Below are 26,464 nucleotides of genomic sequence, written 5' to 3'. Positions count from 1 at the left end.
GAGAACGCTATGCGAAATTTTATCCTGAGGCGACTGCTGCAAACTGTACCCATGCTGCTGCTCGCTTCGCTGATTATCTTCATGCTGTTTGCCAAAACGCCGGGCGACTTTATCGACGGCAACGTCACGCTGACCGCCGCCCGCGCCGCGGAACTGAAAGCCATTTACGGCCTCGATCAACCGTTGTTCACCCGCTATCTGCACTGGCTCGGCCAGTTGTTACGTGGTGATTTAGGCTTCTCGTTGCAATACCAAATCCCGGTGAGCCAGTTGCTGAACCAGTACATCTGGAACTCGTTCCTGCTGGCAAGCGTGGCGCTGGTGTTTTACTGGGGCATTGGCCTGGCGGTAGGTATAGCCTCAGCGCTGAAACCCAACTCGTTGTTTGATCACCTGGTCAGCGTGGTGGTATTCGCCGCCATGTCTTTTCCGACCTTTTTCCTCTGCCTGCTGCTGATTAAGTGGTTTGCGGTGGATCTGCACTGGCTGCCGGTCGGCGGCATGACCAACACCGGCAGCGACGAAGGCGGCTGGGCGTGGGTGCTGCAGGTGGCGGCGCACCTGGTGCTGCCGGTGCTGGCGCTGGTGATGTTGCAGGCGGGCAGCCTGACGCGCTATTTCCGCGCCAGTATGCTTGATGTGGTGAAGATGGATTTTATCCGCACCGCGCGCGCCAAAGGGTTGCGCGAACGGACGGTGATTTTTAAACACGCGCTGCGTAATGCGCTGCTGCCCATTATTACCCTGCTCGGGTTTGAACTGCCGGGGCTGTTTTCGGGCGCGATCATCACCGAAAAAGTGTTTAACTGGCCGGGCGCGGGACATATTCATATCGATTCGCTGGCGGCGCGCGATTACCCGGTGCTGATGGGCTTTACCCTGTTTCTGGCGGTGCTAACCATTCTCGGCAACCTGATTGCCGATGTGCTTTACGCGTGGGCTGATCCGCGTATTCGGGTGAGGTCGTGATGTTCGGTTCGCTTTTTTCAACCAATCGCCGCCTTCGTAAAGCGGAAATCCCGGCGCTGGCGCAGGCCACGCCTTCACCGTGGCGGCAAGCCTGGAAAGCGCTGCGCCATAATCATTTAGCCATGTTGTGCCTGTTTTTGCTGGTGGTGATGACAATCTGGTGCGTGATTGGGCCGCTCTGGTCGCCGTGGAAAAATGACGCCACCGACGCGCTGATGATCAACAAACCACCCGGTGCGGAGCACTGGCTGGGCACCGATTTTCTCGGCCGCGATGTCTATACCCGCCTGCTGCTGGCGGGGCGCATTTCATTGATTATCGGTCTGCTGACCATGCTGCTCTCCGTGGCACTCGGTTATCTGCTGGGCGCGGTCTCCGGTTATGCGGGCGGCTGGACAGACAAACTGATTATGCGGCTGGCGGATCTGGTGATGACCATCCCGAGCTTACCGCTGCTGATTGTCGCCGGTGCGATGCTGTCAGAACTCGATTTCTCCGCAGAATCACGCATCTACATGGTGGTGATCATGCTCAGTTTGCTGGAGTGGCCAAAGCTGGCGCGGCTGGTGCGCGGGCAAATTCTCTCCCTGCGCGAGCGCGATTTTATGCTGGCGACGCAGGTGCTGGGGTTGTCGTCGCGTCGCCGTCTGTTTGGTCACTTATTGCCGAATACCATCCCGATTCTGGTGGTGATGGCGACGATGGCGGTGGCGAACGCCATTCTGATGGAGTCCGCGCTAAGCTATCTCGGGCTTGGCGTGGTGCCGCCCACGCCATCGTGGGGCAACATGATGGACGCCGCCAACAGCCTGATCGATTTTCAGCGCCGCCCGTGGCTGTGGATGCCGCCGGGTATCGCCATTTTTATTACCGTGATTGCGATTAACGTGTTGGGTGACGGCCTGCGCGATGCGCTGGATCCGAAGATGAAACGGAGCGTGAAATGAGCGAACCGCTGGTCACCTTTAATCAATTGTCCCTCTCTTTTGCCGGCGAACAGGGGCGCGTGCGCGCCGTGCAGGACGTGTCGTTCACCATCAACGCAGGGCAAACTATCGGCGTGGTGGGCGAGTCCGGCTGCGGCAAAAGCGTCACCGCCATGTCGCTGATGGGGTTGTTACCACCGCAAGCGGCACGCATCGACAGCGGGCAAATCCTGTTTCAGGGCACCGATCTGCTGCGCCTGAAGCCGTCAAAAATGGCGGATCTGCGCGGCAACCAACTGGCGATGATTTTCCAGGAGCCGATGACCGCGCTTAACCCGGTTCTGACCATTGGTGAGCAGCTTTGCGAACCGTTGATTCGTCATCGCGGTGAAACACCCAAAGCGGCGTGGGCGCATGCCACGCAGTTAATCACCGAAGTGGGGCTGGCGCGGGCGGAGAGCCTGATGAGCAGCTACCCGCATCAACTTTCCGGCGGCATGTTGCAACGCATCATGATTGCCATGGCGCTGAGCTGCCAGCCAAAACTGCTGATCGCCGACGAACCGACCACCGCGCTGGATGTTACCGTGCAGGCGCAAATCTTGCGGCTGCTGCGCGACCAGGCGCGGGCGCATGAGATGGCGCTGATGCTCATTACCCACGATTTAGGCGTGATCGCGCAAATGGCGGAACATGTGGTGGTGATGTACGCCGGGCGCATCGTTGAACAAGGCCCGACGGCCGATGTACTGCGTAACCCGCTGCATCCGTACACCAAAGGGCTGATCGCTGCACGTCCCATTCCGGGCGAGCGCAGGCGTCGGCTCTACTCCATTCCCGGCCAGGTGCCGGATCTCGCTGCGCTGCCGCCATACTGCGCCTTTTACGATCGCTGCGAGCGGGCGACTGACGCATGCCGGGCGGGGATCCCGCCGCTTATCGGCCAGACGCGGCAAGCCGCGTGTATTCACAGTACGCTTCTGGAGCCAACCGCATGAGCGAGCAATATGTCATTGAAGTGGAAGGGCTGAAAAAGCACTTCCCGCTGCGTGACGGGCTGTTTGGCCAGCAAACCGGAGAGCTACGCGCCGTGGACGGCGTCAGCTTTAAGATTCGCCAGGGGACGATTTTCGGGCTGGTGGGCGAGTCCGGCAGCGGTAAAACCACCGTTGGCCGCACTTTGCTTGGGCTGTACGACAAAACCGCAGGCAGCGTGAAGTATCGCGGCCAGGAGCTGCAGGATCTGAGCGCGAAACAGATGCGCGCGTTGCGCCCGAAAATCCAGCTGGTGTTTCAGGACCCGTACAGTTCGCTGAACCCGCGTATTCGCGTGGGCGATGCGATTGGCGAAGCGATGCTTGAGCATAAGCTGTGCAGCCGGGCGGAGCTGCGCGACAAAGTGCTGGACGTGATGAAGATTTGCGGGCTGGCGCCGCAGCACTACAACCGTTTCCCGCACGAGTTTTCCGGTGGGCAGCGCCAGCGTATTGGCATTGCGCGCGCGTTGATCCTCAACCCGGATTTCATCATCGCCGATGAGCCGATTTCGGCGCTGGATGTCTCCATTCAGGCGCAAATCATTAATCTCTTTGCCGACCTGCGCGACGATCGCGGCGTGACGTTCCTGTTTATCTCCCATGATTTAGGCGTGGTGGAACACCTGTGCGATGACGTCGCGGTGATGTACCTCGGGCAACTGGTGGAAACCGCCAGCCGCGACACGTTGTTTAACCGACCGCTGCACCCTTACACCCAGGCGCTGCTGGCGGCGGTGCCAACGCTCGACCCGAATAGCGAACCCGTCGCTGTGGTGCAGGGGGAAATTCCCGATCCGTCGCGCCCGCCGTCCGGCTGCCGTTTCTCGTCACGCTGCCCGCTGGCAACCGCCCAATGCCGCGCTGAAATCCCGGCGCTGCGTGAAGTGGAACCAGGGCATCATGTGGCGTGCCATTTGGTGGAAAGGATTGAGTGACAGCAAACGTGAGGGGTATTATTGAGCACTCTTCGTCAATCTGGCACTCGTGATGCAACATCCATTCGACATGATAATAAAGGGGGCGAATCTTCCTGGCCCCCTTTTTACACAGAAATTTTCCCGCTATTTCTTTTTTGATAACGACATCTGTACATCAGATTGGTTGATAACAGCAACGCAGCAAATTATTCGTGCCTGCTTTGGCGCGACAGGTTGCGCGCATGTTTTCGCCAGCACCAGCTATACGTATTTAGGCGTAATAGGTTCTCGCGAAGACTGGCTGGTGAACATCGCCGGGTTGTGCAAACAGATGCATGATAGCCGCGAGTATGGCGGCTTTATCATCGTGGATGCGCAGAAGCAGTGGGCACTATTTCAAAATACCCCTGTCGAAAACGGCGTGCTGGGGATTAACGGTGATAAGGACTTATCGGCGCTGAATGACACGATTTATGACATCTTTGTCGATTGCGAGATCATCAAAGGTTGGCTAAATGGGAGCGGTCAGCGAGAGAGAAGTTTAGTCGAGAGTATTGGCTTTGATTATTTAACCGCATTACTAAAATATTACGATAAATAACTCTCTGCCCGGCGATAACTATTTTTATTTTCTCCTGGCAAGCGAAACGGTAATTTCACAGGCAATGTTTTTGTGACCCCAAATAACCGTTTCGCTGACATTAAGAATTACTGCCTATTTTATTTTTCTGCTCTGGTCTGTTCTATGCTTATCAGTTCTGTCTGAACCTTATAAGGACCAGGATATATGAGAGCACTGACTTATCACGGCGCGCATAAAGTTAGCGTTGATAACCGCCCCGACCCGGTTATCGAATCTTCAGACGATATTATTCTTCGCGTTACCGCAACGGCAATTTGCGGCTCGGATCTGCATCTTTATCACGGGAAAATACCGGGCACCAATCACGGCGATATATTCGGCCATGAATTTATGGGTGAAGTGGTGGAAACCGGGCCGGGTGTTCATGCCGTCAGTAAAGGCGACCGGGTGGTGATCCCTTTTGTCATTGCCTGTGGGGAGTGTTTCTTCTGCAAACTTCACCAGTACTCGGCCTGTGAGCAAACCAATTCCGGCAAAGGCGCGGCGCTGAACCGCAAAGGCATCACGCCGCCTGCGGCGCTGTTCGGTTACAGCGATTTGTACGGCGGTATTCCCGGCGGCCAGGCCGAATATGTGCGCGTGCCGAAAGCGAACACCGGGCCATTTAAAGTGCCGGACACCCTGACCGATGAGAAAGTGCTGTTTCTCTCCGATATTCTGCCTACCGCCTGGCAGGCGGTGAAAAATGCCGAGGTGAAACCCGGCTCCAGCGTGGCGATTTACGGTGCCGGGCCGGTCGGTTTACTGACGGCGGCCTGTGCGCGTCTGGAGGGAGCCGAACAGATCTTTATGATTGATGACAGCGATTACCGGCTGGCTTTTGCCCGCGATCGCTATGGCGTGATACCGATTAACTTCGATAAAAATGACGATCCCGCGGCCTGGATTATTGAAAACACGGCGGGTCACCGTGGTGTGGACGCCGTTATCGATGCCGTGGGATTCGAAGCCAAAGGCAGCACTACCGAAACGGTGCTCAGTACGCTGAAAATCGAAGGCAGTAGCGGGAAAGTGCTCCGTCAGGCGATCGCCGCTACGCGACGCGGCGGGATTGTCAGCGTGCCCGGCGTGTATGCCGGTTTTATCCACGCGTTTATGTTTGGCGATGCCTTCGACAAGGGGCTGACATTCAAGATGGGCCAGACGCATGTGCATGCGTATCTGCCGGATTTGCTACCGCTGATTGAGTCTGGTCATTTGAAACCGGAAGAGATCGTCACACACCATCTGCCGCTGGAAGAGGCCGCTCGCGGCTATGAGATCTTCGATAAACATGCCGAAGATTGCCGCAAAGTGATCCTCGTGCCGGGCCTGAATGCAGAAAAAGCGACGATTTAACCTGTCGCTTTTTCGCTAACACCGGCGGGAAGTCGTGTGACGTGCCATGCCTCTCCCGGCGGGGAGAGGCATGCCGTAGCGCAGGTGCTTAAATAAAGGTGAAAATCTCGTCGCGCGGCAGACGTGATTTTGGTAGCGCGGCGTTGAAATCGCTGTCGCTGCGAACACCGAGCGACACCAGTACCACGCTGGTCAGCCCTTTTTCACGCAGGCCGAGGGCAAGATCCAGTTCGCGCTGGTCGAACCCTTCCATTGGTGTGGCGTCAATACCCAGCATCGCCGCACCGAGCAGCAGGCCGCCCAGCGCCAGATAAACCTGTTTTTCCATCCACTGCGGCAGATCGCGCTGCTCATAACGGTGAATCGCTACGTACGAACGGCGGCCCTTATCCTGGCCCGCTTTTGCCGCTTCGTCTTTAAAGCGACCATCTTTCTGCTCCTGCTCCAGCACATTTTGCAGGTGCTGCTCATCAAGATCGCTGCGGATGCACAAGGCAATAACGTGAGACGCATTGACGATTTTCGGCTCGTTATAGACGAACGCCGCGGTGGCGGATTTTGCCATTGCCGCGCGGCCTTCCGGTGTGGAGGCGACAACAAAGTGCCACGGTTGTGAGTTCACCGAAGAGGGGCTGTTTCGCAGCACGTTGAGCAAGGTATCGATTTTATCCTGCGGCAGCGTTTTGCCAGGTTCAAAGGCTTTCACGGTATGGCGGGCAATTACCGCATCATCAAGTGTCATTGTCGTTCTCCTGCGCAATAGATGAAAAATTCGGGGCGGACCGTCCCGTAGAGTGTGACGAGAATAAACAGAAAGCGACACAAGATAAATCGGTGTAAAAAGGCAGCACTTTCACTCACCGAGTGAAAATGGAGTTTGCCAGGGCGATGTTTTCTGGCAAAACAGAGGAGCCACTCGCCTGTTATTAATCCTGCGGAGAAACCATGATTCGGCTGGAAGATGTCACGCTGTTCGTCCGTTCAGCGCTACTGGGAAGTTTTTCAAACGCGGCGCGCGAAGCCGGGCTGTTGCCAGGCCAGGTGAGCGCGGCGGTACACCGGCTGGAGCGCGATCTGGATAAACGGTTGTTTGTACGATCCACACGCAGTTTGCGCCTTACCGCCGAAGGGGAAAAATATCTCCCTTTCGCCCAGGAGATGCTGGCGGTTGTCGCCGCCGGTGCGGAGAGTTTGCACAGCGGCGATAAAGAGATTCAGGGTGAACTGCGCGTGGCGGTGCCTTCCGATATTGGCCGCAATTTGCTGCTACCGCTGATTACGCGCTTTTGCGAGCAGTACCCCAAAGTGTCGCTGCGGCTTTCGCTTTCCGATCAAATCAGCGATGTCTTTCGCGATCCGGTCGATATCGCCATTCGTTACGGCGTGCTGGACAACAACAGTTATGTCGCCTTGCCGCTGGCGGAAGATAACCGTCGTGTGCTGGCGGCGTCACCGGCTTACCTGGCGCAGCACGGACGCCCGCACACCCTCGATGACGTGGTTAATCATCACTGTTTACTCTTCACCATGAACAGCCAGGTGTATGACAAATGGAGCTTTCCGGAAAACGGCATGCGCCGCCAGTTGATCGTCAAAAGCCGGATGCTGTGCGACGACGCCGATGTTGCCCGGCGTTGGGCGCTGGAAGGCATGGGTATTATTTATAAATCGTGGATCGATATCAGCGCCGATGTGCTGGCAGGCCGGCTGGAAGTATTGTTGCCGCAGCATCCCGGCGAACCCACGCCGCTGAACCTGATTTGCCCGCATCGCAAACAGTTTTCCCCGGCAATTCGCCATTTGCATAGCGTGCTGCGTGAACATCTACGGCCGATCACCGCGTTGCTGCAAACTCACCCGGCCTTTAAACCGCACGGATGACCAAAAAATGTACGCCACTGCGCGCCAGGATTAACCTCTTTGCACAGGACATTACGCACGCTTACGGAGGTATCAGCACATGGCTTTACGTTCACTGGGTACAACAGGGTTACAGATCCCGACACTGGTTTTCGGCGGCAACGTTTTTGGCTGGACGGTCGATGAAAAGCAGAGCTTCAGCTTGCTGGATGCGCTGCTGGAAAGGGGTTTTACCGCTATCGACACCGCCGATGTTTACTCGCGCTGGGCACCGGGCAATAAAGGCGGCGAATCGGAAACCATAATTGGCAACTGGCTGGCGGCGCATCCTGGCACGCGCGACAAAGTCACGCTCTTTACCAAAGTCGGCGCCGATATGGGCGAAGCGGGTAAAAAAGGCCTTTCCGCGCGCTGGATCACGCAGGCAGTGGAAGATTCATTACGCCGTCTGCAAACGGACTATATCGATCTCTACTTTTCACACTGGCCGGACAGCGAAACCGCCTATGACGAAACACTCGGCGCGTATGAAAAACTGCTGAAAGCCGGGAAAATCCGCGCCATTGGCGCATCCAACCTGAATGCTGAGCAACTGAGCGAATCGCTAAAAGTGGCAGACGCCAACGGCCTGCCGCGCTACCAGGTGCTGCAGCCGGAATACAATCTTTATGACCGTTCCAGCTTTGAAGGCGCGTTGCAGGATTTAACGATACGGGAAAACATTGGCGTGGTGACTTATTACAGCCTCGCGTCCGGTTTCTTGTCCGGTAAATACCGCAGCGAAAAAGATTTGAGCCAAAGCCAGCGCGGCCAGGGCATTGCCAAATATCTGAACCCGCGTGGTTTCGCCATTGTTGAGGCGCTGGAAAGCGTGGCGGCCAGCCATAACGTGAAACCCGCCGAAGTGGCGCTGGCGTGGCTGATTCAGCAACCGGGCGTTACCGCGCCGATTGCCAGTGCCACCAAACTGGCGCATATCGACAGCTTTGTCACCGCCGTGTCGTTAAACCTCTCTACCGATGAAATCGCCGCGCTGAATAAAGCGGGTGCCTGATCCCATCGCCCGGCGGCGCCTGCTGCCGGGCTGTATAACCTTGCGCAGTTGCGCGATAACCGCGCGCCATCCCAGACTCGCATACTTTTTAAAAAACAACGCAAAGCAAACCGCTTACTGGCGGCGCGAGCGGCACGGGTGTTGCGTTTTTTGCAAACGCCGGATCTTAGCCCTGAACCCTCATGTTTCTCATCGAACCGGCGTCGGTCACGCGGATACCTGCGTCATGAGCGCAGCGGTAACGCCCAAAAAACACCTGAGTGACACGCCCTGTCAGGGCGATCATTTATCTTTCCCTGAGCGAAATCATGGCATTGTGTAATTGTTGCGCTTTGGGCAGAAATTTCATTTTAGTTTTTCGCGTTCCTGCCGTTAACCACTATGAAAAAACAAGGTTTTACCTGAATAACAGGGCCGTGGCGCGAAGGTCAGGCCGTAACCGTTAACGTCTTCTGAGACTTTGTATTCCGGAACCCGTCACAATGAAGGAAAGTCACGACAGAAAACACGACCCGTTGATTGAGCGGCTGTGCGAGATCTTCGCGGCGTTGTATCAGGGAAAGATCATCGATAAGGCGTGGTTGTGCGAAAAATTCGGTATTACTGAACGTACGGCTTATCGCGATCTGGCTCGGCTTGGGCATATTCTCGATCAGGTTTCGCCGGGGCGGTATAAACTCAGCGTCCATCTTCTTCCTGCCTTACATAACGGCCATTTGGCGGAGTTCGCCGATTTTACCGGCGTAGCGCACCTTTTTCCGCGTAATGACGGTCAGTCACTGCGCAACAGTATGCAGCACCGCGGCAATATTACCTTTCACGCGCCGAGTAGCCGGGAGAACCGGCAAATCGAAGATCTGCTTAATCAGCTTAATCACGCGATTACCGGCCATTGCGAAGTGGAATATCACTATCGCGATAAACCCCGGTGCGCACAGCCCTATCGGCTGATTAACCAGTACGGTCTCTGGTATCTGGCGGCGGTGGAAAACGGGCGGCTGAAAGCGTTTGAAGTGGCGCGAATCGAAAACCTGAAAAGCACGACGCTTAATTTTGAACCCCACGCCGAGGTGCTGGCGGAGCTGGAAAACAGCGTCGGCATTCGCTTCGGTTCAAGGGTTGAAGCACTGCTGCGCGTTTCAGCCCACGCCGCCGAATATGTCACCCGTCGGGCGCTGTTTCCGGCACAACGCATTGTTGAACAGCATGATGACGGCAGCTTGACGCTTGCCACCGCCATCACCGATCCGCACACGCTGTTTCGCTGGTTGCGCTACTGGCTGCCGGATATTGGCATTCTTTCTCCGGCGTCGCTGCGCGAACAGTTCGAGCAGGATCTGCACCTGCGCTACGCCCACGGCGTGGCGCAGAGATAGCGTCCGCGTTTATCGCTCTTACTGGCTGGCACCTTACGATGTTGGGCCAGTAATCACGGGCCACGCCGCGAATACGCCACTAAGCGGCGGTTGTTCAGGTGCTCAACCGTGATACTGCTCGTCGGTAACATGCTCAAGCCAGGTAACCGGGCTGCCGTTGAGTGATTCGGCAATGGCGATATGGGTCATTGCGTTTGTGGCTGTTGCGCCGTGCCAGTGCTTCACATTTTCCGGGATCCAGACGATATCGCCCTGGTTCATCTCCTGGACGGCTTCGCCTTCGCACTGAATCCACCCTTTACCGTGGGTAATAATCAGCGTTTGGCCCAGCGGATGGGTGTGCCACGCGGTACGAGCGCCGGGCTCAAACGTCACCGTCGCACCGCCAACGCGTGCGGGTTCATCGGCTTTAAATGGCGCGTCGATACGTACGCGGCCGGTGAAATAGTCCTGCGGCCCTTGCGCAGAGGGAACCGATGCACTGCGGATGATTTTCATGCTGCTCTCCCGTGTTTGAATACATTTTAAAGCGTAGCTGGCAGGTGAGAAACCGTTGCAGGCAGACAGCGCCCGTGCCACCGGAACCGCGACTGACGCCGGTCATTACCCCGCTTGTCTGCGCCCTGTCCACTCCGCCAGGAAAAGTGACCGGGCGATGATAATCCTCACCGACTACCGGCACTATTGGGCTAAATCGGCATGAGCCTATGAGTAACGCTCATCAATGGCGGCGCAGCGCCATGACGGCACTGGCAAGGGTAAACAGCGCCATGATCCACGCCATCGTCCACGGCGTTCCGTCGCGAAACCACGTCAGCAGCAGCGACGAGATAATACCGCTGCCATATTGCAGCGAGCCAATCAACGCCGAGGCGGAACCGGCGATAGAGGGAACAGCGTCGAGCGCGGCGGCGGTTGAGGTGGCGGCGATGATGCCGTTCATCGAGAAGAACAGGAACACCGGAATGATCACCGCAGCAATACCGCCGAACTGCAACTTCACCGCCAGCGCCAGAGTCACCATTGCCAGCGCGGCAATGCTAACGGCAATTTTCAGTAACTTATCCAGCGGATGGCGCTGTACCAGCCGCCGGTTCAGAAAGCTCACCCCCATTAAGCCGACAATATTGATGGCAAACAGCCAGCCGTAATATTGCGGATCAATACCGTAATAGCGGATGTAAACGAATGGCGAACCGGTAATAAAGGCATAGGCAGAGACGTAGAAAAAAGTCACACACAGCGTGTAACGCATAAACGCGCGGTTACGCAGCAGCGCGAAGTAGTTACGAAACGCGCCAGGCAGCGAGGCTTTGGTGCGCTTTTCAGCGGGTAAGGTTTCCGGCAGGAAATAGAGCGAAAGAAACATCAGCGCGCCAATCCCCGCCAGTAACCAAAAAATGGCATGCCAGCTGGTGATTTGAATGATCTGCCCGCCTGCCAGCGGCCCAACGATTGGCGCAATCGCCATGATGATGGTTAACGTTGAGAGCATTTGTGCCGCGCGGGTGCGGGCAAACAGATCGCGGATCATCGCCCGCGCCAGCATTGGGCCGGTACAGGCACCGAAAGCCTGAAACACGCGCCAGAACACCATCTGATGGATTTCTGTGGCGAGCGCGCAGCCGGCAGAACCGATGACAAACAACAACATGCCAATAAACAGCGGCGTGCGGCGACCAACCGCGTCGCTAATTGGCCCCCAAACCAGCTGCGCCAGTGCGAAGCCGACCAAAAAACCGGTGATGGTCAGTTCGATATCACCCCGGAGCGCTTTCGCCATCTGGGGCATCGCGGGCAGGTAAATGTCCGTCGACAGGGAGGTAAAGGCCATCAGCGCGCTGAGGATCGCGAGAAATAGCGGCCCGTGGAGCTTGTTGTTCATAAGATCCTGATTAAGTCATGAAGGGAACGCCGACAAAGGCGGAACGGTATCTTAATCAGTGCGGCACAAATGATAACGCCATTAAATCATAATGACGTTATGAGCCAGATTCATGAATGGCGCTCGCTGACCGTCATGGTGAAAATAACGGGTTGGATGCTTTCATTAGCATAGTGGTGCGCGGTGTCGGTTTGCGCCACGGCGGAACAACCTTCGCCAATAATAAGCGCCGTTTGCCCAACCTGAATGTGCAGCGTGCCGCGCTCAACATGCAGAAGCTCAACGGTACCGGAAGGGTGGCCTGGCGAGGCGAACCGTTCGCCGGGGAACATCTCCCAGCGCCACATCTCCAGCATATCCGGCCCGCTGGTGCCTGCCAGCAACCGCGCAGTGCCGCCATTTTCACCCTGCCACAATGTGGGGATCTCATCTTTTGCTATCAGGTGCGCGGTTGGTTTACTGGCGACATCGACAATATCCGCCACGGAAACGCCCATCGCGGCGGCGATTTTACACAGCAGGGCGATGCTCGGGTTGGCGAGACATTTTTCGATCTCAACCAGCATGCCTTTGCTGACGCCCGCGCGGCGCGAAAGCTCATCCAGCGAAAGTTTTTGTTGCTTACGAAACGCTTTAATACGCGTTGCCACCGCTTCACTGACGCGATGAACATCGGCGCCGGAATCGGTCGGTTTATTGACTTTTTTGGTCATTGGTCGATACTGTGTAATAAAATGGTCACTAAAAAGGATTATCCGATGCTTTCCGTTCAGCCGTCAATCGATGCTCGTCTTGCCGTCATCGCCCCTGGTTTTCGCGCGCTTAGCGTTTATGTTGATGCCGCGCAGCTACTGAACCCGCAAGTGGGCGAAGCGGCACTGGCAAGTGCGTGTGAATTTGTCGCGGCGGGCGGCCCGGCTTGGGCGGAGGCGCATCTGACGGCATGGGATGAGGTCTTTAAGCGCTTTGGCGCGAAGCCAAAACGCACGCCCTGTTCGGCGCTGGCGCTGCGAAAACGCGTGCAGCGCGACGGCGTGGTACCTGCAATTGACCCGGTGGTGGATCTCTATAATGCCATCAGCCTGCGTTACGCTATTCCGGTCGGTGGCGAGAACATTGCGGCTTATCACGGCGCGCCGCGTCTGACGCTTGCGGACGGTACGGAGCTGTTCGACGTGATGAAAGAGGGTGAGCTGGCGCACGAGTCACCGGAGCCGGGGGAAGTTATCTGGCGCGATGACACGGGCGTAACGTGCCGCCGCTGGAACTGGCGGCAGGGCGTGCGCACCCGCCTGAGCGCTGCCGACAGCCAGATGTGGTTTATCCTCGAAAGCCTGCCGGAAATGCCGCTGGACGCATTATGTGAGGCAGGCGACGAACTGATCGCCGGATTGCAACGTATGATGCCGGGCTGTCGTGTTGAAAAAACCAGGCTCGGGTTTGATCTCTGAAGGGGGAAGAATGGATTTCACAGGATTGAGCGCATTTCCGCTGTCGCCGCTGCGCGACGAACGGCTGGATGAAGCGGCTTATGTGGAGTTGATTGAACGGCTGCGTGTCGCCGGAGTCGATTCGATTGGCGCACTGGGTTCGACGGGGTGCTACCCCTATTTCAGCCGTACGGAGCGGGCCAATGCGCTGCGCCTGGCGACGGAACACTCCGGCGCGATTCCGGTGATTGCCGGGATTGGCGCGTTGCGCACGCGCGATGTGCTGTGGCTGGCGGAAGACGCGCAGAAAGCGGGCGTTAGCGCCGTGCTGCTGGCACCGGTCTCCTACCACGCGTTAACCGAAGAGGAAGTGTTCAGCCTGTTTGCCGCCGTCACGCGCGAACTCTCCGTGCCGCTCTGCGTGTACGATAATCCCGGCACCACCCATTTCACCTTTAGCGACGAGCTGCTGCTTCGTATTGCGCAGTTGCCCAACATTGGCTCAATCAAAATCCCCCCGATTTCCGCACCCGAGCGGGCTGCGCGCCTGCGCCCGCAAATTCCGCAGAGCATTACATTGGGTATCAGCGGTGATGCCGTCGCGGTTGACGGTCTTAGCGCCGGATGCGGCGTCTGGTATTCGGTGCTGGGCGGCCTGTTCCCGCAAGCGGCGCTGGCCATTTCCCGCGCGGCGCAGGCCGGTGATTTAACGCAGGCGCGTGCGAACTCTGATGCGCTGCAACCCTTGTGGGATCTCTTTAAACGCTATGGCGGCAGCTTGCGGGTGATGGCTACCGCGGCAGAACTGCTGGGCTTAGCGGGTGCATCGTGTTTGCCTGCACCATTGCGGACGCTCACCGGCGATGCGCGCCGCGAGGTGGCGGAAGTGATCGAGCAACTACGGTTAGCCTGATGATTACTCTTTGAACGTTTCTTTTTGGTTCGTTGCAGGGGGTATTTTGTATATCCCATTGGTTAACCTGGAGATTACGCCCCCAGCCGTTTCGCCACAAAGCGGGAAATCGCCGGGCCGGTTATCAGCACCAGGATAAACCGCCCGGTCTGCATCGCCATCACAAACGAGATATCCACCTGGCTTGACGAGGCGATAATCGCCACCGTATCCGCCCCGCCGGGGCTGGTGGCGAGGTAGGCGGTGAGCGGATCGATCCCCGCGAACTGCACCAGTAACCAGGCAAAACCGCAGCACACCGCGACAAGCGTCAGCACCGACAGCAGCACACGTGGCAGCGCGCGGGCGGCATAGCAGACAATTTCCCGCGTAAAACGCAAACCGATACTCCAGCCAATCAGCGCGTAAGAGAGCGCCAGCAACCACGGCGGTAACTCAAGCGTCAGCAAACCGCTATCTTCAACCATTATCCCCAGCGCTAACGTTATCAACATTGGCCCGGAGGGAATTTTGACGCAGCGGGCAATCAGATAACCAACCGCAATCACCAGTAATGTTGCGGCAAACGGCAGCCAGCGCACCGGGGCAAACAGGGTAAAGGTGGCGATTGCGTGATCCGCGCCCTGTGTCCCCATCCACATGCGCGTCACCAGCACCGCGACCAGCGCCACGATCATCACCCGCAGATACTGCATAAACGCCACCAGGCGGACATCCGCGCCAAAGCTCTCGGCCATAATCGTCATAGCCGCCGCCGCGCCTGGCGACGATCCCCAAATCGCTGTTGAACCCGGGAAAACCTGCAATTTCGCCATGATCCAGCCAAGAATGGCGCTGGCGAAAATAACGGAGAAAATACAGCTAATAAACAGTGGCCAGTCGGCGGCGATGCGGCCAAACACGGATGGCGGGATCGCATGCGCAATCATCGCACCGACCACCGCTTGCGCGGCGGCGAAGCATTTTTTACTGACGGTAACGGGCCGGTTAAAGATGGCGAGAAGAATGCCGGAAAACATCGGGCCCAGCAGAAGCGCGGCGGGCAGATGGATCAGTTCCATCAGAGCAACGAAGAGCAATGAAAGGACGATAAGCTGTAACCAGTTGCGAAACCAGGGCGCGTGAGTCGCCATCAGCGGCACTCCCTGCACGCCACAGCAGCGGCGGTAAGATCAATCAACGGCATAGCGCTTCCCGAAAATAACATGTTGAAAAGCAAGGTACGGTCTTTGAATGTAAGGGTTCTTTATCAACCCTGCAAACATGTCAGTACAAAAACCATTTTTTATTTATGGTTACTGCCAGTGAATTTATGATTTTCAGCCACGCTGCGTCGATATACCGTCTAAAATGATTACCAGACAAAACGGAAATTCAGACACTTTTTAAGGTACTGCTAAATGTGCCTTTTTTAGCAGGCTGATATTTATCGATTATGAGAATATATTATATTTTACAAAAATACCGATACGTTTAAATATTAATTTAAAGGTATAGACTTTACTGCTATTGCGCATTTTTATGAAAATTCCTAAACTGTTACAAACAGCCTTGCGTTATCCATCCTGAGTAGCTAATTTTTTATTATTCTCTGCCATGGAAATATTTCACAAGTAGTCATTTGATTTACTTGGTTTTTTTTATATTTCATGGGGGTTGTTTTTACGTAAATTTTTTAAAGCGCAAAAAATAATACTTTTAGGTGATTGTTTAGAAAGATTTCATTCTTCCTGAACGTAACCTTTTATTCTTGTCATCATGCTTGATTCATGGATTTTATTGCTTTATTTATGGACTAATTGGCTATAACTCAGACTTGGGCGTTTGCTCTCTGTGGGTAAAGACCCATGGCGGTAGCGTGTGCTTTAATTAATGTCTGTAGTTAATTATTAGTGCAAATATTATTGAATATAAAAGGGGTCTTTTTATAACGTATCTTTAGATATATGAACCACGGGAATATAAGTGAGCGTACAATCGCTGTCGCTGACAAGTTACATGGTCTGGAGGTTGGTTATGTATATCATCTCTCAGGATAGCTATTTTGTCATGGGCATGGATAAGCTATTAAAAGCCATTAATCCTCATGCAACGCATACGTTAGTTGCATTTGATCGGGGAGATGGCAAGATATTATTTTTTAGTATGAACTCTCTGTTATATATTTTAGGTGATGAACAAGGATTTAACTCTTTTATCTGTACGCGTTTTATTGCGATTGATAAAAATTCTTCAGTATCATTGCTTCGTCACGAGATCAGAAAAATACTTAATTTCCTCAAGAGTCATGAGGATATTTATTCTTTTCGCGAAATCCATATTAGTGCGACAGAATATAAAATTATGGTACGTTTTCTGAATTATCAGTCCAGCGATACGATTGCAAAAGCGCTGGGACTTGATAAGAAAATTGTCAGCAATTACAAAAATGCCATTCTGCGTAAATTGGGTCTAAACAGCATGGCGGATCTCATTCATATCTATAACAACTGGAACGATTGTTTCTGCTGTATGGATGGAAAGATTATGCCGGATGCAACTTTTTTGCCCCGGATGGATACCAACGAATTAAAGATGATTAGGCGCGGGAATAAACCGACTCCTGATCCTGTTGCTCTGCATCTCTGTGCTGATAATTCATGGCGGATGCCAGCGATGAGAACAGACATGTGTTCTTTATTGATTAATGAGCAATAGTGAATTGCTTTTATTGCCGTATATTGAAAATTTCTTTGCGCTTATCCTGCTTCGCATCGGGTTGTTAACCGCAACCACACTGACCGAATCAAGAAAGGATAAGCCACCATGCTATTCGATAAATACGCCCTGAATGCGCTCGCATTGACTAACCGTATCGTTATGCCACCGATGACCCGCTCCCGCGCCGGAACGGGTGATGTGGCAACCGATATGATGGCGGATTACTACGCGCAGCGCGCCAGTGCCGGGCTGATTATCAGCGAAGGCACACAAATCAGCCAGCAGGGTCAGGGCTACGCCTGGACCCCCGGTATTTACAGCGATGCGCAAATCGCTGGCTGGAAAAAAGTGACCGATGCCGTGCATCAGGCTGGCGGCAAAATTTTTGCTCAGTTATGGCACGTGGGGCGCGTTTCCCACACTGTTTTGCAGCCCGGTAACGCGGCGCCGGTTTCTTCGTCGGCGATTCAGGCCGAAGGCGTAAAAGTGTTTGTCGATGTGGAAGGGCGCGGGCCGGAAAATGGCGTGGGTGATATGGTGCAGCACTCCATGCCGCGTGCGCTGTCAGTGGATGAAATTCCCGCTATCGTCAACGATTACGCCCAGGCCGCGCGTAATGCGATTGCCGCCGGTTTTGATGGCATCGAACTACATGGCGCGAACGGCTATCTGATTAACCAGTTTATTGATTCTCAGTCTAACCTGCGCGACGACGAATATGGCGGTTCGCTGCAAAACCGCCTGCGCTTTATGAAAGAGGTGGTGGAAGCCGTTTCGGCGGCGATTGGTAAAGAGCGTGTCGGTATTCGCCTGGCGCCGCTTACCACGCTGATGGGGTCTCGTGACGATACGCCGGAAGCCACTTATCTCGCGGCGGCGAGCGTACTGAATGCGATTGGCATTGCATACATTCACATCGCCGAAGCGGACTGGGACGACGCGCCGGTTATGCCGGCTGCGTTTAAAGAAGCGCTGCGCATTATTTTCCATGGCACGCTGATTTACTCTGGCAAATACACGCCGGAACGCGCCGAAGAGGCGCTGGCGAAAGGCTGGGCAGACTTAATTGGTTTTGGCCGACCGTTTATCGCCAACCCGGATTTGCCGTACCGCCTGCAACATAACCTGCCGCTGAACGAACCGATCAGGGAGAAATTCTTTGGCGGTGGCGCAGAAGGCTACCTGGATTATCCGCTGCTGAAAGCGTAATAACGAACGGGGGCAAATGCCCCCGTTTTTACGTGCTGCAAACCGCCGTCAGAAATCATAGGCATTAATAACTTTCATTAATGCCGCGTCATTCTTGTATTTTTCCCGCAGCGTTTTAAGCTGCACCACAGCTTTGCCGCAGGTGGCTTGCAGGCTGGCATCCAGCTCTTTCTGACGCTGCTCGTCGAGGTCTGAATCCTGCTCGCCGGCGAAATGCTCACACTCGTCAGCAAGGTTGCGAAAATCCTGAACGTCTTTCGGCAACGGGGCGGCAGCAAAGCTGGTGTTGAAAATAAAGGCGGTGGAGAGAATAAAAAGGAAACGCTTCATCGGTTGTTGTCTGTGGAATGTCGAGGCGCTTATCTTACTCCTTAATAATGGTGTTGCAGAGAGGGGAACGAACGACTTTTTACGCGTTGTTTGGCGGGCAATATTTAACCGATGCTGCTGCTTTTTACCGCGTTCTTCCCATCGTAAGACAACTTACTGGTTGGTCTTTTTATTTCCTTCCGCCCCGGCAAATACAGCCCGTGGGCAGGCTGTATTTGGCATGCTGCAAATCGACAGGATTTAGTCTGGCCGTGATTGCAGATACGCCTTTTTCATGACGTCCTTCACTTCCCTGAGCTGCTTGCGCGTTTTATCCAGCGCCGTCGCCAGCCACTCCTCTTTATCACTGTATTTCACCAGCACGATGCAGCCCTGCATCACTTTCACCAGAATATGTTGCCCGGTATTAAACCCGGCATCGCGTAACCACTTGCCGGAAAGCGTGATGCTCGGCGTGCTCGCATCACCCTACCCTGATTCGGGCGATATCGCACAATTACGTTGTGCTCGGTTCCGGCGATGGTGAAGTCTGAGGTAGAATGCGGATCAGCCATTATCAACTCCTTGATAGTTGGGGATGGTTAGACGCTCCGGTTGTGTTCCTGCACTTTCGGAGCGTTGTTTAGATAGGAAGGATTCCTTTTAGGTGGCCTCCTATAAGGTGAGAATAGTTAAATAGGTGGCTCCATGTCAACCATATCTCGCGAGAAAAAACCGAAAGGTGGCGGCCAGTCACCGCAGTTTAAAATGCGCATCGATCCGGCCTTGAAAGAACAGCTTGATGCCGTGGCGGCAGAAGAAGGGGTAAGCCTCGCCAGTTGGTTAAAGGAACTGGCGAGGGAGGCTTTACGGGCTAAGGGGATAGAGCCGAAGGGATAATACCTTCGATATCCTCATATCATTATTTTTGCTTCCATTCTATCATTGAGGGCAGTTCATACTACTTTTTGAGCAGGTCTCTCTTCATATTAAGAGAGAAATTATTATTTCCTGGTCGGCAAGGTAGTAGAAAATCAATTGCTTTAATTGCGTTAGATGTTTTGATATCTAATTTAGAAAATATAGTGTTTTTAATGGCTATTTTTATTGCTACGTGTCGACTGAAATTATGTGTGATATAGTGATTCGGTTTTTTCAATATAATCACTACATTAATGTATATTGAGGATGTGTCATGGATAGTAAAGAATTTATTGAAGCGCTAAAGACAAAAAAAGCGTTAATTGTTCACTTTTCAAATCTCGCCACCATGTCAAGAAATCCTCGATTTCCTGATGACCTTAAAACAGTGATCGATTCGCCCAGTTCAAATCCATTATCTTGTTGCATTGTCTGGCCTGGCCATACGATGAGTCTACCCGGTAGCGTTGGTGTAATAATTGATCCTGCTTCATCTAATATATATGGAATATGTGCAACAGATGCTGGAACTTCAATTAATAATGGGGAAATAAATTCATTTACAAAACCCCCTTCGCAGGAAGTTTTAGAAGAAATATATGCTTTTTCAGATCCGTATAACGAATGTGTCGTTATGAACCCTAAGGTCATAGGTATTTATATTGATAATATTAATCATATAACTGTCAGGAGGGAACAGATATTGCGATGTGATGATTATATTGAAACTAATATCGGTCCAGTGGGGGGATGCTTATCAGAAATTTTCGATTCTTTTGAAGATCTCAATATTTTTACTTTCATAGATGGCGAAATCGTTTCGCTCAACAGGCAAACGCCGTATTTATAATTCATCTCTAACTTTTGGCGGAAGATCACAGGAGTCGAACCTGCCCGGGACCGCTGGCGGCCCCAACTGGATTTGAAGTCCAGCCACCTCACCGGAGATGACGATCTTCCGCGCCTGCATTGCTACATGGAGGCGGGGCGCATTATAGCTACTTTCAGGCATTTACCACATACCTCCGTCATAAATTTTCTCATTGTGCTTCCGCCGCAAACGGTTGTTTAAGATAAATCCTCATCTTTTCCAAGGCTTAGCAATTCCCCCCTTCTCAGATAATCGCGATCGCAGAAAAGAATAAGGCTCATCGGCTCGCTCAATTTCGCCAAATCTGGCTTAAATTCCGTCGCTTAACGGCATCTGAAAATGCTTTCTGCCTGCTTTTCCGCCGGAAAGGAAACAAAAGTGGACAGTCAGATTTTTATCGTAAAAAAAGGTGGACTGCGGGATAAGCGATGCTAACGACCATATCGTTTTCCGGGAGAAGCGCGAGGCAAATACCATTCCTGCAGGCCGAAGCCAATCGGCATTACCTGAACAATACCGCGCCAATCGCGGATGGGCAGGAAGCCCGGAGGGCTCAGCAGAGAAACGTTGCGGTGAGCAAACCGCAACGCGCTAAGTGATGAGTGTGTGCTTTGCATAGCCCCTCTCCCGTGCGGCAGAGGGAAATATGAGGTATTTAAGGAGCGGGCTGAGGAGCGGGGGTCGGTGTGGATTCCGCCGGAGGCGCAACAACGCCGCCGGATACCACACCGCCATGCATGCTCTGTTTGATTTGCTGTTTTTGCACGTTAATGGCAGAAAGTTCGGCGTTCACCGACGGTTTAAGCGGCGCATCGGCGCGCACACTGCCGCTGGCGGTGAGCTGGAGATTACCGTCGCCGCTGATGGGCAGCGCCGGCCAGCCCCACTCCTGCAATACATTCACCGGCACGCCGCGACCGTTCAGGTTGAGGTTCACGCTACGATCCGGCGTTTGCGCAACCACCGCTTTGGCTTCCAGCAACCCTTGCCCGGTAAAGGCGCTTAGCTCGCTGATGGTGACGACATTGCTGTTGGCGTTCAGCGCCAGCGACGGGCGGCGCACGTCAACGCGATTAAATGTTGCGGCAGCGGCGTTCAGCTTCGCCGTTCCGCCCCATACGCCCCATTTGCGCTCGCGCACCAGTTGCAGGTTATCGCCGTAACCGTCCAGCGCCGTTATCTGCCACGGGAAAGCCGGGTCGATATCAATCACCAGATTGCGGCTGGCGCTGAATTTTTTCAGCGTCACGGTGTTCAGCCACGCGGGCAAATCATCCATCCATAGCTGCTTCCAGTTTTCCGGCAGCGTATATTCCAGCCCGGCAAAGGCGGTGTCGTCCAGCACCAGCGCGTGACCTGCGCGATACCAGTTGCCGGACGTGCGCACCATGCCGTTTTCCCAGCGCGAGGTGAACTGTTGCAGCGCAATGCCCTGCGGTGAGAAGTTGGCATTGAGGATCGGGTCGAACAGGTGCAGCGAGCCGTAAATAAACTCGCTGGCGTTCATCGACAGCCTGCCGTCCTCGCTTTTCCAGTCGCCATTCATCAGCGTCAGGTTGCGCAAACTCAAATCGAGATCGGTGACCGCCCAGCCAGGCCCTTGCAAACGGGCATCGGTCACTTCAACGCGGCCAATTTGCAGCGACGGCAATGTCGTCAAGGGAGTAAAGAAATCGAGCAACGACTTGTCGCTTTGCAGGCGGATATCATTCAGCCGCAAATTATTCACCACCCAGCTGCCATCGGCGGCGCGCTGCGCATCCCCGGTCAGAGAGCCACGCGCCATATCCGCACCAATGGTGGTCAGCGTGACGACATCTTTATCGATACTGCCCTGAATGAGCACATTACTGGCGGGAACGCCGTTTAACGTCAGCGAACCGGCGCTCATCTGAATTTGCGCTTTGCTGCCCAGTACACTTCCCGCGACGGGCTGCCACGGCGCAACACCGCCGGTGACACGCTGGGCGCTGAGATCCCAGCCGGTGGTCGGGCTGTTAAACGCCATATTGTTTAATTGCAGGCGGTCGGCCTGGAATGGCAGCGGTGCGGCCGCCGGGGAGAGGTTCAGCGTGCCGTCCTGCAACAAAATGGTATCGACATGCAGAGGGTCGGTAATTTGTCGGCTGCTCAGCCCGATATCCACCGTTTTGGCGACCAGCGTAGCCGGTTTGCCTTTACGGCCAAAATTCACGCCTTTCAGCAACACGTGGGAAGGGGAGGAGAAGCGGTGATCCATTGCTTCGAAAGTGAGGTGATAGTCACTGTTGTCGTTTACCCACTTGCTGACCTGCGTTGCGCCCCAGCGGGTTTGCAGCAGGAAATAGCAGGCGATGACCGCCACAAGCAGGGCGATAACAACGACAAGGAGCAGCTTTCCAAGAAATTTCATGATCTTCCATCCCCAGTTGCCAGTCTGGCAGTTATGCACGATTTATGCGCAATGCTCAAGGGCGGAATGATGAAAGGGCGTTACGGCGGCAACGGTTTTCGCCCCGTTGCCGCCGGGTTTATCAGTTTTTCTCTGGTGGAAAAATCAGATTCAGTACAATCGCGGTGATCCCGCCTGCGGCGATACCGGAAGAGAGCAGGTTTTTCAGCCAGTCCGGGGCAAATTGCAGGATTTGCGGCTGCTGAGAAACACCGAGGCCAACGGCCAGCGACAGCGCGATAATCAGGATCGCGCGGCGGTTCAACGGCTCGCGGGAAACAATGCGCACACCGGATGCGGCAATCGTACCGAACATCACCAGCGTTGCACCGCCCAGTACCGGCTCAGGCAGTTGCTGTACAAAAGCGCTGACCGCCGGGAACAGGCCGAGCACCATCAGCATCACCGCAATGAAGAAACCGATATAGCGGCTGGCAACACCGGTCAGTTGAATAACGCCATTGTTCTGGCCGAAGCAGGAGTTCGGGAAAGTGTTGAAAACAGCGGAAACAAACGAGTTGAGACCATTTGCCAGTACGCCGCCTTTCAGGCGTTTCATATACAGCGGGCCAGCGACGGGCTGCTCGGAAACGTCAGAAGTGGCGGTGATATCACCGATGGTTTCAAGCGAGGTGATCATAAATACCAGCATTAGCGGCAGCAGTAGGGTCCAGTCAATGCTCAGACCGTAGTAAAGCGGCGTCGGCACCATAAAGGACGTTGCCGGTGCGCTATATGCCGGCAGCATGCCCATAAACATCGCCAGCACATAGCCAACGGCCATGGCGATCACCAGCGACGCGATACGTAAATAGGGGTTGCGCTGACGGTTAAGCAGAATAATCAGTCCCAGCACCACGCCTGCCAGCAGCAGGTTTTTCGGCGCGCCAAAGGTGTGGTTGCTCATCGCGGCAAAACCGCCGCCTACGGATGTCAGACCCACCTGAATCAGCGACAGGCCGATAATCATGACCACCACGCCGGAAACCAGCGGGGTAATAATGCGACGCGCAAACGGCAGGATGCGGGAAACGACCATTTCGGTGCAGCTGGCCAGCATCAGGGTGCCGAACAGCGCAGCCATCATCGTGGGCACATCCGCACCGCCGGTTTTCAGCGCGGTACCACCCATGATCAGTGGCGCAACAAAGTTAAAGCTGGTGCCCTGAATCGAGAGCAATCCGGAGCCAACAGGTCCCCAGGCTTTGATCTGGATAATAGAGGCGACGCCAGAGGCGAACAGCGACATGCTGATAATGTGCTGAGTGTCCTGAGCCGGTAAACCCAACGCCTGGCAGATAAGCAGCGCGGGCGTGATAACGCCAACAAACATCGCCAGCAGGTGCTGGAGCGCGGCAAACAGGGTCTGCGGCAGCGGCGGGCGATCTTCAAGGCGGTAGATCAGTTCGCTGGGTTGAGTCTGCGCAACCGGTTGCGCACTTTCTGACTCGATGGTGTTTACGGACATCTCAAGCAATCCCCTGATGGAAAAGCGCTGATTTTATCGGACTGTTTGGTAAAAGCAAACGGTTGCTATGCTAAAAACATACTTTTCTAAGGGGTGTTCGTTTTGCGGGATAAGGTTCTAAAACTCAGGCGTTGGAGTAGCGTTCTGTTTCCGGCATCCAGCGGTCGATCAGCGCTTCGGCAAGCTGCGGATAACGCTCATGAATATGGCGGGCTACGCGCTGTACTTCCGGGATCATCGCCTGATCGCGCAGCAGGTCGGCAACTTTAAATTCCGCGTTGCCGGTCTGGCGGGTACCAAGCAGTTCGCCGGGGCCGCGAATTTCCAGATCTTTTTGCGCAATCACAAAGCCATCATTACTGTCGCGGAGCACTTGCAGGCGTTTTTGCGCGGTTTTTGATAATGGGGATTTGTAGAGCAGTACGCAATGGGAGGCCACTGCACCGCGCCCAACGCGGCCACGTAGCTGGTGGAGCTGCGCAAGTCCGAGCCGCTCCGGGTTTTCGATAATCATCAGGCTGGAATTTGGCACATCCACGCCCACTTCAATCACCGTAGTAGCGACCAGCAAATGCAGCTCGCCCTGTTTGAATGCCTGCATTACCGCCTGTTTTTCTGCCGGTTTCATGCGGCCATGTACCAAGCCAACATTCAGCTCCGGCAACGCCAGTTTCAGCTCTTCCCAGGTCGCCTCCGCCGCCTGTGCTTCCAGCAGGTCGGACTCTTCGATCAATGTACAAACCCAGTAGGCCTGGCGGCCTTCGCCGGTACAGGCGCTGCGTACGCGATCGATAATCTCGTTGCGGCGCGTATCGGGGATAGCGACGGTAGTGACCGGCGTACGGCCCGGCGGCAGTTCGTCGATCACCGAGGTGTCGAGATCGGCGTAGGCGGTCATCGCCAGCGTGCGTGGGATCGGTGTTGCCGTCATGATCAACTGGTGCGGGTGAAAACCCTGCTGCTGGCCTTTTTCCCACAGCGCCAGCCGCTGATGAACGCCAAAGCGGTGTTGTTCGTCGATAATTACCAGCGCAAGACCGTTAAACTGCACCTGTTCCTGGAAAATGGCATGGGTGCCCACCACCATTTGCACCTGACCGCTGGCAATTGCCTCTTGCTGTGCCTGGCGCGCTTTGCCTTTTTGCTTGCCCGCCAGCCAGCCCACTTCCACGCCGAGCGGCGCAAACCAGTTGCGGAAATTGTTAGCGTGCTGCTCTGCCAGCAGTTCGGTGGGTGCCATCATCGCCACTTGTTTGCCATTGGCTATCGCCCGCAGCGCTGCCAGCGCGGCAACCAGCGTTTTACCGGAGCCCACATCACCCTGCACCAGGCGCATCATCGGCATATCCAGCGCCATATCGCGCTCGATCTCCGCGACCACGCGCGCTTGTGCGCCGGTTGGTTTAAACGGTAGCGACGCCAGCAGGCGGTTTTTCAGTTCATCTTTGGCGCTGAGTGGTTGCGCATGATAACGCTGCGCGCCGGCACGCAACGCCAGCATACTGAGGTTGTGCGCCAGTAATTCTTCAAGGATCAAACGGCGCTGCGCCGGGTGCTGCCCGCTTTCCAGATCGCTTAATTGCAGTGACGGCGGCGGGCGATGCAGCGTATGCAGCGCCTCTGGCAGGCTCATCATGCCTTGCGCCAGCTCCGGCGGCAGCAGTTCGCTGATGGCGCACGTCGCCAGTAGTTCCAGCGCCTGGTCGGTGAGCTTTCGCAGTGTCGCTTGTTTGATGCCTTCGGTGGTGGGGTAAACCGGCGTCAGGGTTTCCTGTAATTCCGGGGTGCTGAGATCGCCCTGTACACGGTATTCGGGATGGATCATTTCCGCGCCATACTTCCCGCGTTTCGCTTCCCCATAGGCCAGCACACGGCGGCCAGTGGCGAGGCTGTTTTTCATCGCCGCGTTGAAGTTGAAAAAGCGCATGGTGAGAATGCCCGTACCATCGCTAATCTGGCAGGTCATCATCCGGCGACCGCCGAAGGTGATATTACAGTTCAGCACCTCGCCCTCCACCGTGGCGTAAACGCCCGGCAGCAGGTCTGCAATCGGATAAAGCTGGGTGCGATCTTCGTAGCGCAGCGGGAGGTGAAGCAGAAGATCCTGAACGGTATGCAGGCCGATTTTCGCCAGCTTGCTGCTCTGCGCCGCGCCGACACCGGTCAGCGAACTTAATGGCACCGCATCGAGCAGCTTACCTTTCATC

General features: G+C 54.9%; 24 protein-coding genes, 1 tRNA gene and 1 pseudogene. 15 read left to right on the top strand and 11 right to left on the bottom strand.

The window, feature by feature from the left end:
• The first annotated feature begins 9 nt into the window (after positions 1 to 9).
• The 6 genes from AAIG26_RS17335 (at position 10) to AAIG26_RS17310 (ending at position 5,830) form a co-directional block, all read left to right on the top strand.
• A complete protein-coding gene (locus AAIG26_RS17335; RefSeq protein ID WP_017458132.1) occupies positions 10 to 969 on the top strand; it encodes an ABC transporter permease in 960 nt (319 codons plus the stop codon).
• A complete protein-coding gene (gene opp4C / locus AAIG26_RS17330; protein ID WP_065369687.1) occupies positions 969 to 1,916 on the top strand; it encodes an oligopeptide ABC transporter permease in 948 nt (315 codons plus the stop codon). The genes AAIG26_RS17335 and opp4C overlap by 1 nt, the downstream gene beginning before the upstream one ends.
• On the top strand, positions 1,913 to 2,893 hold the full coding sequence (locus AAIG26_RS17325; RefSeq protein WP_097407280.1) for an ABC transporter ATP-binding protein: 981 nt from the start codon (positions 1,913 to 1,915) through the stop codon (positions 2,891 to 2,893). Before opp4C ends, AAIG26_RS17325 begins: the two co-directional genes overlap by 4 nt.
• Complete coding sequence (locus AAIG26_RS17320) at positions 2,890 to 3,867, top strand: oligopeptide/dipeptide ABC transporter ATP-binding protein (RefSeq protein WP_313626997.1); 978 nt, start codon at positions 2,890 to 2,892, stop codon at positions 3,865 to 3,867. Before AAIG26_RS17325 ends, AAIG26_RS17320 begins: the two co-directional genes overlap by 4 nt.
• A 52-nt stretch (positions 3,868 to 3,919) precedes the next feature.
• Entirely contained in the window at positions 3,920 to 4,450 is a 531-nt protein-coding gene (locus AAIG26_RS17315) for a hypothetical protein (RefSeq protein ID WP_343181082.1), read from the top strand.
• A 186-nt stretch (positions 4,451 to 4,636) separates the two neighbouring features.
• Positions 4,637 to 5,830, top strand: a complete 1,194-nt coding sequence (locus AAIG26_RS17310; protein WP_020455784.1) for a zinc-dependent alcohol dehydrogenase — start codon at positions 4,637 to 4,639, stop codon at positions 5,828 to 5,830.
• 88 nt (positions 5,831 to 5,918) lie between these two features.
• On the opposite strand, the gene nfsB is transcribed toward AAIG26_RS17310, so the two are convergent.
• Complete coding sequence (gene nfsB / locus AAIG26_RS17305; RefSeq protein ID WP_020455783.1) at positions 5,919 to 6,572, bottom strand: oxygen-insensitive NAD(P)H nitroreductase; 654 nt, start codon at positions 6,570 to 6,572, stop codon at positions 5,919 to 5,921.
• A gap of 203 nt (positions 6,573 to 6,775) precedes the next feature.
• Between nfsB and AAIG26_RS17300 the strand changes: the two genes are divergently transcribed.
• From AAIG26_RS17300 to AAIG26_RS17290, 3 genes are all read left to right on the top strand, one after another.
• Positions 6,776 to 7,711: a LysR family transcriptional regulator gene (locus AAIG26_RS17300; RefSeq protein WP_343181081.1), complete on the top strand. Its 936-nt coding sequence runs from the start codon at positions 6,776 to 6,778 to the stop codon at positions 7,709 to 7,711.
• Positions 7,712 to 7,790: 79 nt separating this feature from the next.
• The gene (locus tag AAIG26_RS17295; RefSeq protein WP_020455781.1) at positions 7,791 to 8,744 is read left to right on the top strand and encodes an aldo/keto reductase; all 954 of its coding nucleotides are present in this window, start codon (positions 7,791 to 7,793) and stop codon (positions 8,742 to 8,744) included.
• A 482-nt stretch (positions 8,745 to 9,226) separates the two neighbouring features.
• Positions 9,227 to 10,120 carry a WYL domain-containing protein gene (locus AAIG26_RS17290; RefSeq protein WP_160268369.1) on the top strand — a complete coding sequence of 298 codons (894 nt, stop codon included), beginning with the start codon at positions 9,227 to 9,229 and terminating at the stop codon, positions 10,118 to 10,120.
• 102 nt (positions 10,121 to 10,222) lie between these two features.
• On the opposite strand, the gene AAIG26_RS17285 is transcribed toward AAIG26_RS17290, so the two are convergent.
• The 3 genes from AAIG26_RS17285 to AAIG26_RS17275 form a co-directional block, all read right to left on the bottom strand.
• The gene (locus AAIG26_RS17285; RefSeq protein WP_086872338.1) at positions 10,223 to 10,618 is read right to left on the bottom strand and encodes a cupin domain-containing protein; all 396 of its coding nucleotides are present in this window, start codon (positions 10,616 to 10,618) and stop codon (positions 10,223 to 10,225) included.
• Positions 10,619 to 10,841: 223 nt separating this feature from the next.
• Positions 10,842 to 12,005, bottom strand: a complete 1,164-nt coding sequence (locus AAIG26_RS17280; protein ID WP_343181080.1) for a multidrug effflux MFS transporter — start codon at positions 12,003 to 12,005, stop codon at positions 10,842 to 10,844.
• Between the two features lie 110 nt (positions 12,006 to 12,115).
• Positions 12,116 to 12,718: an XRE family transcriptional regulator gene (locus AAIG26_RS17275; RefSeq protein ID WP_343181079.1), complete on the bottom strand. Its 603-nt coding sequence runs from the start codon at positions 12,716 to 12,718 to the stop codon at positions 12,116 to 12,118.
• Positions 12,719 to 12,763: 45 nt separating this feature from the next.
• On the opposite strand from AAIG26_RS17275, the gene AAIG26_RS17270 reads away from it, so the two are divergent.
• Together AAIG26_RS17270 and AAIG26_RS17265 are read left to right on the top strand one after the other, a co-directional pair.
• Positions 12,764 to 13,456 carry a B3/4 domain-containing protein gene (locus AAIG26_RS17270; protein WP_343181078.1) on the top strand — a complete coding sequence of 231 codons (693 nt, stop codon included), beginning with the start codon at positions 12,764 to 12,766 and terminating at the stop codon, positions 13,454 to 13,456.
• Positions 13,457 to 13,466: 10 nt separating this feature from the next.
• Positions 13,467 to 14,348 carry a dihydrodipicolinate synthase family protein gene (locus AAIG26_RS17265; RefSeq protein ID WP_343181077.1) on the top strand — a complete coding sequence of 294 codons (882 nt, stop codon included), beginning with the start codon at positions 13,467 to 13,469 and terminating at the stop codon, positions 14,346 to 14,348.
• A 74-nt stretch (positions 14,349 to 14,422) separates the two neighbouring features.
• Here AAIG26_RS17265 and AAIG26_RS17260 read toward each other — a convergent pair whose 3' ends face one another.
• Positions 14,423 to 15,481, bottom strand: coding sequence for an AbrB family transcriptional regulator (locus tag AAIG26_RS17260; protein ID WP_343181076.1), 1,059 nt, complete (start codon positions 15,479 to 15,481; stop codon positions 14,423 to 14,425).
• Positions 15,482 to 16,364: 883 nt separating this feature from the next.
• On the opposite strand from AAIG26_RS17260, the gene AAIG26_RS17255 reads away from it, so the two are divergent.
• On the top strand, positions 16,365 to 17,045 hold the full coding sequence (locus AAIG26_RS17255; RefSeq protein WP_343181075.1) for a LuxR C-terminal-related transcriptional regulator: 681 nt from the start codon (positions 16,365 to 16,367) through the stop codon (positions 17,043 to 17,045).
• Between the two features lie 108 nt (positions 17,046 to 17,153).
• Positions 17,154 to 18,257, top strand: a complete 1,104-nt coding sequence (locus AAIG26_RS17250) for an alkene reductase (RefSeq protein WP_343181074.1) — start codon at positions 17,154 to 17,156, stop codon at positions 18,255 to 18,257.
• 48 nt (positions 18,258 to 18,305) lie between these two features.
• Here AAIG26_RS17250 and AAIG26_RS17245 read toward each other — a convergent pair whose 3' ends face one another.
• The gene (locus AAIG26_RS17245) at positions 18,306 to 18,587 is read right to left on the bottom strand and encodes a hypothetical protein (protein WP_343181073.1); all 282 of its coding nucleotides are present in this window, start codon (positions 18,585 to 18,587) and stop codon (positions 18,306 to 18,308) included.
• A 240-nt stretch (positions 18,588 to 18,827) separates the two neighbouring features.
• Positions 18,828 to 19,141, bottom strand: a pseudogene (locus tag AAIG26_RS17240) (SymE family type I addiction module toxin).
• 133 nt (positions 19,142 to 19,274) lie between these two features.
• Here AAIG26_RS17240 and AAIG26_RS17235 point away from each other — a divergent pair.
• The gene (locus AAIG26_RS17235) at positions 19,275 to 19,466 is read left to right on the top strand and encodes a toxin-antitoxin system HicB family antitoxin (RefSeq protein WP_020455768.1); all 192 of its coding nucleotides are present in this window, start codon (positions 19,275 to 19,277) and stop codon (positions 19,464 to 19,466) included.
• A 295-nt stretch (positions 19,467 to 19,761) separates the two neighbouring features.
• Positions 19,762 to 20,337, top strand: coding sequence for a hypothetical protein (locus AAIG26_RS17230; RefSeq protein WP_343181072.1), 576 nt, complete (start codon positions 19,762 to 19,764; stop codon positions 20,335 to 20,337).
• A 15-nt stretch (positions 20,338 to 20,352) separates the two neighbouring features.
• On the opposite strand, the gene AAIG26_RS17225 is transcribed toward AAIG26_RS17230, so the two are convergent.
• The 4 genes from AAIG26_RS17225 to recG form a co-directional block, all read right to left on the bottom strand.
• Positions 20,353 to 20,447 (bottom strand) — tRNA-Sec (locus AAIG26_RS17225).
• A gap of 566 nt (positions 20,448 to 21,013) precedes the next feature.
• Entirely contained in the window at positions 21,014 to 22,750 is a 1,737-nt protein-coding gene (locus tag AAIG26_RS17220; RefSeq protein ID WP_343181071.1) for an AsmA family protein, read from the bottom strand.
• Between the two features lie 121 nt (positions 22,751 to 22,871).
• Positions 22,872 to 24,257 carry a uracil-xanthine permease family protein gene (locus tag AAIG26_RS17215; protein ID WP_020455765.1) on the bottom strand — a complete coding sequence of 462 codons (1,386 nt, stop codon included), beginning with the start codon at positions 24,255 to 24,257 and terminating at the stop codon, positions 22,872 to 22,874.
• Positions 24,258 to 24,381: 124 nt separating this feature from the next.
• Complete coding sequence (gene recG, locus AAIG26_RS17210; protein ID WP_160268375.1) at positions 24,382 to 26,463, bottom strand: ATP-dependent DNA helicase RecG; 2,082 nt, start codon at positions 26,461 to 26,463, stop codon at positions 24,382 to 24,384.
• Position 26,464 lies beyond the last annotated feature (1 nt).

This window comes from Kosakonia sp. PSU_27, from assembly GCF_039409795.1.
Taxonomy (GTDB): domain Bacteria; phylum Pseudomonadota; class Gammaproteobacteria; order Enterobacterales; family Enterobacteriaceae; genus Kosakonia.
This window is presented reverse-complemented; position numbering and strand designations above follow the sequence as displayed.

Bases quoted from the DNA above. Each gene is read 5' to 3' on its own strand.
- AAIG26_RS17220 (WP_343181071.1), bottom strand. From the start codon at position 22,750: ATGAAATTTCTTGGAAAGCTGCTCCTTGTCGTTGTTATCGCCCTGCTT.
- AAIG26_RS17275 (WP_343181079.1), bottom strand. From the start codon at position 12,718: ATGACCAAAAAAGTCAATAAACCGACCGATTCCGGCGCCGATGTTCAT.
- AAIG26_RS17215 (WP_020455765.1), bottom strand. From the start codon at position 24,257: ATGTCCGTAAACACCATCGAGTCAGAAAGTGCGCAACCGGTTGCGCAG.
- AAIG26_RS17270 (WP_343181078.1), top strand. From the start codon at position 12,764: ATGCTTTCCGTTCAGCCGTCAATCGATGCTCGTCTTGCCGTCATCGCC.
- AAIG26_RS17315 (WP_343181082.1), top strand. From the start codon at position 3,920: ATGCAACATCCATTCGACATGATAATAAAGGGGGCGAATCTTCCTGGC.
- AAIG26_RS17335 (WP_017458132.1), top strand. From the start codon at position 10: ATGCGAAATTTTATCCTGAGGCGACTGCTGCAAACTGTACCCATGCTG.
- AAIG26_RS17325 (WP_097407280.1), top strand. From the start codon at position 1,913: ATGAGCGAACCGCTGGTCACCTTTAATCAATTGTCCCTCTCTTTTGCC.
- AAIG26_RS17250 (WP_343181074.1), top strand. From the start codon at position 17,154: ATGCTATTCGATAAATACGCCCTGAATGCGCTCGCATTGACTAACCGT.
- AAIG26_RS17295 (WP_020455781.1), top strand. From the start codon at position 7,791: ATGGCTTTACGTTCACTGGGTACAACAGGGTTACAGATCCCGACACTG.
- AAIG26_RS17285 (WP_086872338.1), bottom strand. From the start codon at position 10,618: ATGAAAATCATCCGCAGTGCATCGGTTCCCTCTGCGCAAGGGCCGCAG.
- AAIG26_RS17235 (WP_020455768.1), top strand. From the start codon at position 19,275: ATGTCAACCATATCTCGCGAGAAAAAACCGAAAGGTGGCGGCCAGTCA.
- AAIG26_RS17260 (WP_343181076.1), bottom strand. From the start codon at position 15,481: ATGGCGACTCACGCGCCCTGGTTTCGCAACTGGTTACAGCTTATCGTC.
- AAIG26_RS17265 (WP_343181077.1), top strand. From the start codon at position 13,467: ATGGATTTCACAGGATTGAGCGCATTTCCGCTGTCGCCGCTGCGCGAC.
- AAIG26_RS17230 (WP_343181072.1), top strand. From the start codon at position 19,762: ATGGATAGTAAAGAATTTATTGAAGCGCTAAAGACAAAAAAAGCGTTA.
- AAIG26_RS17255 (WP_343181075.1), top strand. From the start codon at position 16,365: ATGTATATCATCTCTCAGGATAGCTATTTTGTCATGGGCATGGATAAG.
- nfsB (WP_020455783.1), bottom strand. From the start codon at position 6,572: ATGACACTTGATGATGCGGTAATTGCCCGCCATACCGTGAAAGCCTTT.
- opp4C (WP_065369687.1), top strand. From the start codon at position 969: ATGTTCGGTTCGCTTTTTTCAACCAATCGCCGCCTTCGTAAAGCGGAA.
- AAIG26_RS17290 (WP_160268369.1), top strand. From the start codon at position 9,227: ATGAAGGAAAGTCACGACAGAAAACACGACCCGTTGATTGAGCGGCTG.
- AAIG26_RS17245 (WP_343181073.1), bottom strand. From the start codon at position 18,587: ATGAAGCGTTTCCTTTTTATTCTCTCCACCGCCTTTATTTTCAACACC.
- AAIG26_RS17320 (WP_313626997.1), top strand. From the start codon at position 2,890: ATGAGCGAGCAATATGTCATTGAAGTGGAAGGGCTGAAAAAGCACTTC.
- AAIG26_RS17280 (WP_343181080.1), bottom strand. From the start codon at position 12,005: ATGAACAACAAGCTCCACGGGCCGCTATTTCTCGCGATCCTCAGCGCG.
- AAIG26_RS17310 (WP_020455784.1), top strand. From the start codon at position 4,637: ATGAGAGCACTGACTTATCACGGCGCGCATAAAGTTAGCGTTGATAAC.
- recG (WP_160268375.1), bottom strand. From the start codon at position 26,463: ATGAAAGGTAAGCTGCTCGATGCGGTGCCATTAAGTTCGCTGACCGGT.
- AAIG26_RS17300 (WP_343181081.1), top strand. From the start codon at position 6,776: ATGATTCGGCTGGAAGATGTCACGCTGTTCGTCCGTTCAGCGCTACTG.